The sequence below is a fragment of the Azospirillum brasilense genome, assembly GCF_003349955.1.
GTDB lineage: Bacteria > Pseudomonadota > Alphaproteobacteria > Azospirillales > Azospirillaceae > Azospirillum > Azospirillum brasilense_B.
Genome location: NZ_QLKQ01000137.1, coordinates 1 through 9,382, shown reverse-complemented (window position 1 = coordinate 9,382; position 9,382 = coordinate 1). Strand labels below are relative to the sequence as shown.

The 9,382-nt window shown below is 67.1% G+C and carries 7 protein-coding genes; 6 read left to right on the top strand and 1 reads right to left on the bottom strand.

Features of this window, described 5'->3' with window-relative positions:
* Positions 1-296 precede the first annotated feature (296 nt).
* Positions 297-968, bottom strand: a complete 672-nt coding sequence (locus tag DXK32_RS31195; protein WP_114862050.1) for a GntR family transcriptional regulator — start codon at positions 966-968, stop codon at positions 297-299.
* Between the two features lie 369 nt (positions 969-1,337).
* Here DXK32_RS31195 and DXK32_RS31190 point away from each other — a divergent pair, with 369 nt between their 5' ends.
* The 6 genes from DXK32_RS31190 to DXK32_RS31165 all read left to right on the top strand — a co-directional run bounded on the left by DXK32_RS31190 (position 1,338) and on the right by DXK32_RS31165 (position 8,480).
* Positions 1,338-2,132 carry an enoyl-CoA hydratase/isomerase family protein gene (locus tag DXK32_RS31190; RefSeq protein WP_114862049.1) on the top strand — a complete coding sequence of 265 codons (795 nt, stop codon included), beginning with the start codon at positions 1,338-1,340 and terminating at the stop codon, positions 2,130-2,132.
* 93 nt (positions 2,133-2,225) lie between these two features.
* Entirely contained in the window at positions 2,226-3,725 is a 1,500-nt protein-coding gene (locus tag DXK32_RS31185) for an aldehyde dehydrogenase family protein (protein ID WP_114862048.1), read from the top strand.
* 34 nt (positions 3,726-3,759) lie between these two features.
* A complete protein-coding gene (locus DXK32_RS31180) occupies positions 3,760-4,959 on the top strand; it encodes an ABC transporter substrate-binding protein (RefSeq protein ID WP_114862047.1) in 1,200 nt (399 codons plus the stop codon).
* Positions 4,960-4,989: 30 nt separating this feature from the next.
* The gene (gene mmsB / locus DXK32_RS31175; RefSeq protein WP_114862046.1) at positions 4,990-5,901 is read left to right on the top strand and encodes a 3-hydroxyisobutyrate dehydrogenase; all 912 of its coding nucleotides are present in this window, start codon (positions 4,990-4,992) and stop codon (positions 5,899-5,901) included.
* A gap of 14 nt (positions 5,902-5,915) precedes the next feature.
* Positions 5,916-6,896: a quinone oxidoreductase family protein gene (locus DXK32_RS31170; RefSeq protein WP_114862045.1), complete on the top strand. Its 981-nt coding sequence runs from the start codon at positions 5,916-5,918 to the stop codon at positions 6,894-6,896.
* A gap of 60 nt (positions 6,897-6,956) precedes the next feature.
* Positions 6,957-8,480 carry an AMP-binding protein gene (locus tag DXK32_RS31165; protein WP_114862044.1) on the top strand — a complete coding sequence of 508 codons (1,524 nt, stop codon included), beginning with the start codon at positions 6,957-6,959 and terminating at the stop codon, positions 8,478-8,480.
* Positions 8,481-9,382 lie beyond the last annotated feature (902 nt).

Here is a 9,382-nt window from a genome sequence, read left to right as displayed (position 1 = left end):
TGCGTCTTAAGACGTGGGAGAGTAGGTCGCCGCCAGGTCACCACGGCACACGCCAAACCATCCAAGGACGTGGACGGACACGGTTTCCCAAACACTTGACAATCGGCTTCATGAACGACAAAGCCGGCGCTTTTCCCAACGGGAAGCGCCGGTTTTTCGTTGCCTGTTGTGCCCGAAGTGTCGACGCGGGCCCCCTCCCTAACCCTCCCCCGCCCACGGCGGGGGAGGGGATTGGTTGCCGGGGGGCACGCTTTCAACGGGATTCGTGCGCCGCACGTGATCCCTGAACAACGCCGCTACTCATGGTCACCAATTGGCGGCATGGAAACCACCATATCGACCCAAATGCTTCCGCCCGTGGTCATGTGGTCGTGCATGTGCCGACGCGCGGCCTCGCCATCCCCATCCAGGATCGCCTTCACGAAAAGGTCGTGTTCCGTGTAGGACTTCAAGGGGCGCGCGGTGTGCTGGAACGGATACTGGCGGTAGATGCGCAGGCGACCGCGGATGAGTTTCGCCTGATGCTCCAGATGCTCGTTCCGGCTTCCGGCGTAGATCAGCTCATGGAGTTCGCGGTTGAGATTGTCGTAGGCCTCGATGTCGCTGGCCTCGGCGGCGGCGCGGCTCGCTTCGTGCACTTCCAGAAGACGCTTGCGCCCGGCGATTCCCATGCGGCGGGCGGCAAGGCTGGCGGCCAGGGATTCCAGTTCGACCAGAACCTCCATCATGCCGACGAGCTGCTTGGCGGACATCCGCAACACGGAGGCGCCGGCTCCCGGCTTTATCGTGACCAGTCCGCTCGAGCCAAGCTGGGACAGCACCTCGCGCACCGGCGTTCGTGACACGCCGAACCGTTCGGCCAAAGCTCGTTCGTCCAGGCGCTCGCCGGGCGAAATGATCCCGCCCAGAATTTCCTGTTCGAGCACCTGCCGCATTTCCGTTACGCGGCTTGGCTTTTCCGCCTGCATGGCATGATCCGTTGGCAAATCGGGATTGGTGAACCGTATCGCGTCCACTGGGCGGCGTCAATGTGATGGCATGCCAAAACTTGATTTTGGTCGACCGTGAAGCCGCAATCGGCGGGGAAATCAGGCTGTGGCGGAGCATGGTGCACCCACATCCAGCGGAGAGTTTTGGCCCTCCCCAACGCGCAAAGGCTTTTCGGAAAGCGCCGTCCCCCATTGCGTGGACCGTCAACCATAAGCGCCTCAAACTTTCCATGTTGCATTCCATTATGGCTTTTTGGTATGCATGAACTCGCTTATGGTTCTTCAGAAAAACAAAGACGGTATCCATAGGGCCGCGCCGTCACCAATGACGGCACCTGGGAGGAAGCGATGAACGGGACACCACGGAGTCAATCGGACGGGCCGGCGACAGCCCCCCAACTGACCGTGAAGGACGCGGTGGGCACCATCCGGCTCAACCGCCCGCTCCAGCACAATCGGATCGACGTGGCGGACATCGCCATTCTGGAAGAAAACATCGCGGCGGCCGAAGCGGACCCGTCCGTTCGCGTGCTGGTGCTGACCGCGACGGGGCCGAGCTTCTCGTCCGGGTACGACCTGAGCGCCGCCCAGTCGTCCCAGCGCAGCGAGTCGGACGGCCAGGACGGGGAGAACGCCTTTGCACGGTTGTGCGATCGCGTCGAAGCGGTCCGTGTCCCGACGATCTGCGGCCTCAACGGCAGCGTCTATGGCGGTTCCACCGATCTGGCGCTCGCCTGCGACTTCCGCATCGGTGTGACCGGAATGCGCATGCGCATGCCGGCCGGGCAGCTTGGCATACACTTCTACCCCGGCGGCCTGCGCCGCTACGTCTCGCGGCTCGGCCTCAACGCGGCCAAGCGCCTGTTCCTCACGGCGGAAACGATCGCCGGCGACGACCTGCTGAGCATCGGCTTCCTGGACCGGATCGTCGCTCCCGACGACCTTCCGGCCGCCGTGGACGAGCTGGCCGGACGCATCACCGCCTGCGCGCCGCAGGCCATCGCCGGCATGAAACGCGCGCTCAACGACCTCGCCCGCGGCGAACTGGACGATCGGGCGACGGAAGCGGCCTTCGCCGCGAGCCTGCGCTCGGACGAGTTCGCCAACGCCCTGAAGGTCTGGTCGCAGCGCCGGGCGTCCTGACCGCCTCCGTTCCCCGGCGCGCGCCGGGTCGGCACACCAGCCGCATTCGACCGGCCCCATTCAAAACCGGCACCATTCAAAAAGAGATCGTCCATGACCGACCAGAACCTGGTTCTGAACACGACCCCCCATGCCCTCGCGCGCGAGCTGTCGGGTTTGCTGCTGATCGGCGGCGAGCTCCGTCCGGCGGCCACGGGGAAGACCTTCGATGTCGTGAACCCCGCGACGGGCGACGTGATCGCCACGGCGGCGGACGGCGGCGAGCGGGACGTCGACGCCGCCGTCCGCGCGGCGGTCGCGGCGCAAGGCGCCTGGGCTCGCCTTTCGGCGCGCGAGCGGGGCCGGCTGCTGGTCGAGTGCGGGCGCCGTCTGGCCGGCCATGCCGAGGAGATCGGGCGCCTGCTCGCCCTGGAGACGGGCAAGGCCATTCGGACCGAAAGCCGGGTCGAGGCGTCGCTGGTGGCGGACACCCTGTCCTTCTACGGCGGGCTCGCGTCCGAGCTGAAGGGCGAAACCGTTCCCTTCCACCCGAAGATGCTGACCTTCACCCAGCGCGAACCGATCGGCGTCGTCGGCGCCATCATTCCGTGGAACGTGCCGCTTTACCTGATGGCGCTCAAGATCGCGCCGGCGCTGGTCGCCGGAAACGCGGTCATCGTCAAATCCGCCGAGGAGGCGCCGCTGGCGGCCCTGCGCGTCATCCAGGTCATGAACCAGCTTCTGCCGCCGGGTGTCCTCAACATCCTGTCGGGTGACGGCCCCGGCTGCGGCGCGCCCCTGGTCAGCCATCCGGGGGTCGGCAAGGTGACCTTCACCGGCTCGGTGGAGACGGGAAAGATCATCTCGCATCTGGCGGCCGACAAGCTGATCCCCGTCACCCTCGAACTGGGTGGCAAAAGCCCGATGATCGTGATGGGCGACGCCGATCTCGACAAGGCCATCGACGGCGCCGTGGCGGGCATGCGCTTCACGCGGCAAGGCCAGAGCTGCACCGCCTCCTCGCGCATCTTCGTCCACGAGAGCCTTCACGACGCCTTCCTCGACAAGCTGAAGGCGAAGGTCGACGCCATGACCATGGGCGACCCGCTGGACGAGGCGACGGACATCGGCACCATCATCTCGCCGCAGCAGTTCGAGCGGGTGCGGTCCTACATCGCGCTCGGCGAGGCGACGGCGGGCGCGGTGGCCCATCGGTGCTCGGCCCTGCCGACCGACGAGCGACTGGCGCGCGGCCTGTTCGTGCAGCCCGTTCTCTTCACCGGCCTGCCCAACGATCACCGGCTGGCCCGCGAGGAAATCTTCGGACCGGTCACCTGCGTGATCGCCTTCCGCGACTACGAGGACGCGTTGGCCATGGCCAACGACAGCGATTTCGGCCTCGCCGCAACCATCTGGACGCGCGACCTCCGCACCGCCCTCGACGCGACCCGGCGGCTCCAGGCCGGTTTCGTGCAGGTCAACCAGAACCTCGTGGTTCAGCCGGGCCTGTCCTACGGCGGCTTCAAGCAGTCCGGCCTTGGCAAGGAAGCATCCCTCGAAGCGATGCTCGACCACTTCACGCACAAGAAGACGGTCATCCTCAACATGGACTGACCAAGAGCTCACAAAAATTAGGGAGGAAACAAGAATGCGCACATCCTTCATCGCCGCCCTTCTCGCCACGACGACCTTGGCGGCGGGTGCGGCCCAGGCCGCCGACGTCATCCGGATCGGCGTTCTGAACGACCAGTCGGGCCTGTACAGCGAATTCGGCGGCATCGGTTCGGTCGAGGCGGCGCGGCTGGCCGTCGAGGATTTCGGCGGCCAGGTCCTGGGCAAGAAGATCGAGGTCCTGTCGGCGGACCACCAGAACAAGCCCGACATCGGGCTGGCGAAGGCCCGCGAATGGTTCGACACCCAGGGCGTCCATGCCATCGCCGACCTGACCAATTCGGCCATCGCCCTCGGGGTCCAGAACCTCGCCCGCGAACGCGGGAAGGTCACCCTCGCCACCGGTCCGGGGACGACGCGCCTCACCAACGAAGACTGCTCGCCCAACGGCTTCCACTGGATGTGGGACACCTATTCCCAGGCGGTCGGAACCGCCCGCGCCGTGGTCCAGGACGGCGGCAAGGACTGGTTCATGCTGACCGCCGACTATGCCTTCGGTCATCAGATGGCCGCCGACATCGACAAGACGGTGAAGGAGAACGGCGGCAAGGTGCTGGGGCAGGTCAGGCACCCGCTCGGCAACGCCGATTTCTCGTCCTTCCTTCTCCAGGCGCAGGCGTCCAAGGCCGCGATCATCGGGCTCGCCAACGGCGGGACGGACACCACCAACGCGGTCAAGCAGGCGGCGGAGTTCGGCATCACCAGTGGCGGCCAGAAGCTGGTCGGGCTGGCCGTCCTGATCAGCGACGTGCACGCGCTCGGCCTTGAAAACGCCAAGGGCCTCATCGCGACCACGGCCTACTACTGGGATCGCGACGAGGGCAGTCGCAAGCTGGGCGAGCGCTTCGAGGCGCGCATGAAGCGCAAACCCAACATGGTCCAGGCCGGCGTGTACTCGGCGGTGACGCATTATCTGAAGGCGATGCAGGCGGCCGGCACCGACGACGGCACCGTGGTCGCCGCCAAGATGCGGGAGCTTCCCGTCGACGACCTCATCACCAAGGGCGGCAAGGTCCGCGAGGACGGCCGGGTCATCCGCGACATGTACCTGATCGAGGTCAAGGCTCCGGCCGAGTCCAAGGGGCCCTGGGACTACTACAAGGTCCAGCGCACCATCCCCGGCGACCAGGCGGCGATCCCCTTGAGCGAGAGCAAGTGCTCCCTGGTCAAGAAGTGACCCACTGAGAGACCCATCCGGAGGAACATTATGGCGCGCATTGCTTTCATCGGACTCGGCAACATGGGCCGTCCCATGTGCGACAACCTCACCAAGGCCGGGCATGACGTCCTCGGGTACGACGTCGTGCCCGAGGCGCGCGACGCCTACGCCGCCGCCGGTGGCCGCGTGGCTTCCACGCTGGCCGAAGCGCTGGCCGATGCCGACACCGTCATCAGCATGATCCCGACGGGAAAGCATGTGCGGGCCGCCTACGAGGGCCAGGGCGAGGATGAGGGGGGCGTGCTGACGCACGCCCGTCCGGGCACGATGCTGATCGACTGCTCCACCATCGACGTGGAGAGCGCGCGGGCGGTCAGCAAGGCGGCGGCGGAGGCCGGTTTCGTCATGGTGGACGCTCCGGTGTCCGGCGCGGTCCCGGCGGCGCAGGCCGGGACCCTGACCTTCATGGTCGGCGGCACCGCCGAGGGCTTCGAGCGCGCCCGCCCGGTGCTGGCCGCCATGGGTCCGAAGATCTTCCATGTCGGCGCATCCGGGAACGGCGTGGCCCTGAAGATCTGCAACAACATGATGGCGGGCATGAGCATGGTCGCCATCAGCGAGGTGCTCGCCCTGGCCGAGAAGCTCGGGCTCGACCACCAGACGGTCTACGACGTCATGACCGTGTCCTCGGGCAATTGCTGGGCCTTGCAGAGCTATTGCCCGGTTCCGGGGCCGGTGCCGGCGTCGCCGGCCAATCGCGACTACCAGCCGGGCTTCGCGGCGGCGATGATGCTGAAGGACATGCGCCTGTCCCAGGCCGCGGCCGCGACCAGCGGCGCCGCCACGCCGCTCGCCGGCAGCGCCGCCGCGCTCTACCAGATGCTTGTGGAGCACGGCCACGGAAACAAGGACTTCAGCGCCGTCTTTGCCCTGATCACCGGACGGCTGACATCGGCGTGAAAGGGAAACCGAGCATGGTTCATGCGATCCGCGTCCACCAGCCCGGCGGTCCCGAAGCCCTGGTCTGGGAGGAGGTGGCCGTGCCGCCGCCCGGCCCGGGGGAGGCCCTGGTCCGCCACACGGCGGTCGGCGTCAACCTCATCGACACCTATCACCGCTCGGCCCTCTCCGGGCAGTACGCGATCCCGCGCCCGGCCGTGCTGGGCGTGGAGGGCGCCGGCGTCGTCGAGGCGGTCGGCCCCGGCGTCACCGATGTGGCGCCCGGCGACCGCGTCGCCTACTGGATGCTGCTCGGCGCCTACGCCGAGCGGCGTGTCGTTCCCACGCACCGCCTGGTGAAACTGCCGGACACGGTGTCGGACGAGGTGGCCGCCGCCGCGATGGTCAAGGGGACGACGGCGCAGTATCTGCTGCATCGCGTCCACCCGGTCAAGGCGGGGGAGACCCTTCTCGTGCACGCCGCGGCGGGCGGCGTCGGCCAGATGCTGTGCCAGTGGGCGCACGCTCTGGGGGCGACGGTGATCGGCACGGTCGGCTCGCCGGAAAAGGCGGCCGTCGCCAGTGGCGCCGGCTGCGATCACGTCATCCTTTACCGCGAGGAGGATTTCGTCGCGCGCGTCCGCGACATCACCGGCGGTCGCGGTGTCGACGTGGTCTATGATTCCGTCGGGCAGGACACCTTCCTGGCGTCGCTGGACTGTCTGAGGCCCTTCGGCCTGATGGTCAGCTTCGGGCAGGCGAGCGGCCCGGTGGCGCCTCTGGACATCAGCGTGCTGGCGCAGAAGGGCTCGCTCTTCCTCGCCAAGCCGACCCTGGCCACGGTCACCCGCAGCCGCGACGACATCGAGACCCTGGCCGGCGGGCTGTTCGAGGCTCTGGCCGCGGGCCGGGTCCAGGTCGGCATCGCCCACCGGGCGCCGCTCACCGACGCCGCATCGGTGCATCGCGACCTGGAAGCCCGCCGCACGATGGGGTCGATCGTGCTCATTCCCTGAAGCGAATCGTCCTCCGCCTCGGACTCACATGGCCCGCATCGCGGCGACAGGAACACCGGAATGACGCACAATCTCTACAGCCTGCTTTTGAAACCCGGAGCGTCGTCCGATGCGCGGGTGGCCCTGCGAACCGAGACGGGGCAGGCATGGACGTACGCGGACCTGCGGCGGACCGCCGGACGCATGGCGCAGGTCCTTCACGAGGCCGGCGTCGCTCCGGGAAACCGGGTCGCCGTCCAGGTGGCGAAGTCGCCCGAGGCGGTGTGCCTCTATCTTGCCGTCCTGCAACTCGGGGCGGTCTACCTGCCGCTCAACACGGCCTACACGCTGGCCGAACTGCGCTACTTCCTCGACGACGCGGAACCCACGGTGTTCGTCGGACAGACCGCGGTCGTCGGCGATCTGGTGCCGCCGGCCGGGTGCCGAACCTTCACGCTCGATCCGGACGGCGAAGGAACCGTGACGGCGGCGTGCCGCGGACGGCCGCCCTTGGAGCGTGTCGCCGAGGTCGGCCCCGACGATGTGGCGGCGATCCTCTACACCTCCGGAACGACGGGGCGTCCCAAGGGCGCCATGATCTCGCACGGCAATCTGGCCTTCGGCACCCGCACGCTGAACGCGCTCTGGGGCATCTCCGATGCCGATGTTCTCTTGCACGCCCTGCCCATCTTCCACGCGCACGGCCTGTTCATCGCCCTGAACGCGATGCTGTGTGCGGGCGGGTCCTGCGTCTTCCTTGCCAAATTCACGGCCGACGCCGTGATCGGGCATCTGCCGCACAGCACCGTGTTCATGGGGGTCCCGACGCTCTACACGCGCCTTCTTGCCGACCCGAGGCTCACCGCGGAGCGATGCGGGACCATGCGCCTGTTCACCTGCGGCTCGGCTCCCCTGTCACGGGAAATCTTCGAGGCGTTCGAGGCCCGCACGGGGCATCGGATTCTCGAACGCTACGGCATGACCGAAACCACCATCATCGCCTCCAACCCCCTCGACGGCGAGCGCCTGCCCGGCACGGTCGGCTACCCGCTGCCGGGGTTGGAGGTCCGGGTTGTGGACTCCGCCGGACAGCCGCAGCCAGCGGGCACGGTCGGCGGCCTCGAACTGCGCGGTCCGAACCTGTTCAAAGGCTATTGGCGCATGCCGGAAAAAACGGCGGCGGAGTTCCGGCCGGACGGCTTCTTCATGACGGGGGATCTGGCCTGCGCCGCCCCGGACGGCCGCCTTACGCTGGTCAGCCGCGCGAAGGAGATGATCATTTCCGGCGGCTACAATGTTTATCCGCGCGAGGTCGAGATCGTGCTCAACCGCATCGAGGGGGTGGGGGAGACCGCCGTCTTCGGCGTTCCCCACCCTGATTTCGGCGAGGGCGTGGTGGCCGCGGTCGAACGCCAGCCAGGCGGCGAGCCGCCCGATCCGGCCGCCATTCTCGCACGGGCGGCGCGCGAACTCGCCGGATACAAGCTTCCCAAGGCCGTGATCGTTCAGGATGCCTTGCCCCGGAACGCCATGGGGAAGGTTCTAAAGAACGAACTCAGCGCGCGGCACAAGGATGTGTTCAGCAAGCGAGACGCGACCGGCTGAGGTGTCGGTGCCCCCCAGCGCCGGGTCCAGGTGCGGTGCACAGGTGTGGCGCCTTGGCCTGGGTGCGCCGCATCGGCCGGTCGGGCGCTTGACATTCAGCGCATGGCCTGGGGTTTGATGAAAAGTGTCCGCAACCCGTGCCGCCGCCGCAGGGTTTCCGCCGCGCGGCCGCTCACGCTCGTGCACGGTGCTTGCGTGTTGCCCGTTGTCACCCGATCCTCGGCCTGTTGGCAAGCGGAGAGATTGGTTCGAGGAAGCCGGCGCCTCAGGGCGACACCGCGCCCGACTGTCGGGCAACGTCGCCGATCGCCGTCGTGACGACCTCCGTCCGCGTGACGTGGACGGCATGGCCTGAAGCTTCCGCTGACCGAAAGCCTTGCCCTCCGTCGCGATCACCGCCCTCCCACTATGATGCCGGCCGGTTGGAGCGCTGACTCACAGAGGGGGATTCCCCTAAGCCCCCTCTATCCATGACCGGGCGTAGCGAATGCTCGCGGCGTCCGCATGTCCCTGGCGTCGCCATCGAGTTGTTGCGGGACGGCTTTCGGGCGCCCAGGCGGCGCTGTGCGGAGGTGCTGCGTTGCCGGCAACTCGGGAGGAAAATGCTTCGAATTTCGAGGCAAAGAGCAGCCAAGAATCTACGCCTTAACGGATATTAAAAGTCATATAAAAGTGGGCCGTAACATTATCCCTCGAGGTAAGCCGGATGGTTGACTCGCGGTACAGGAAGGCTATTACCTGAGGGTGTGAGAAAATAAAGCACTCGGAATTAAGGAAAATTTTAAGTGCCTTGTCCTCCCGCCCTCTAGTTGAAACCCCTGTTGCGGAGAATCCCATGCGCGCTGTCCTGGTTGAACCGAACCCCCTGATCGCCGACGCGCTCGGCCGTCAGCTCGGCATGG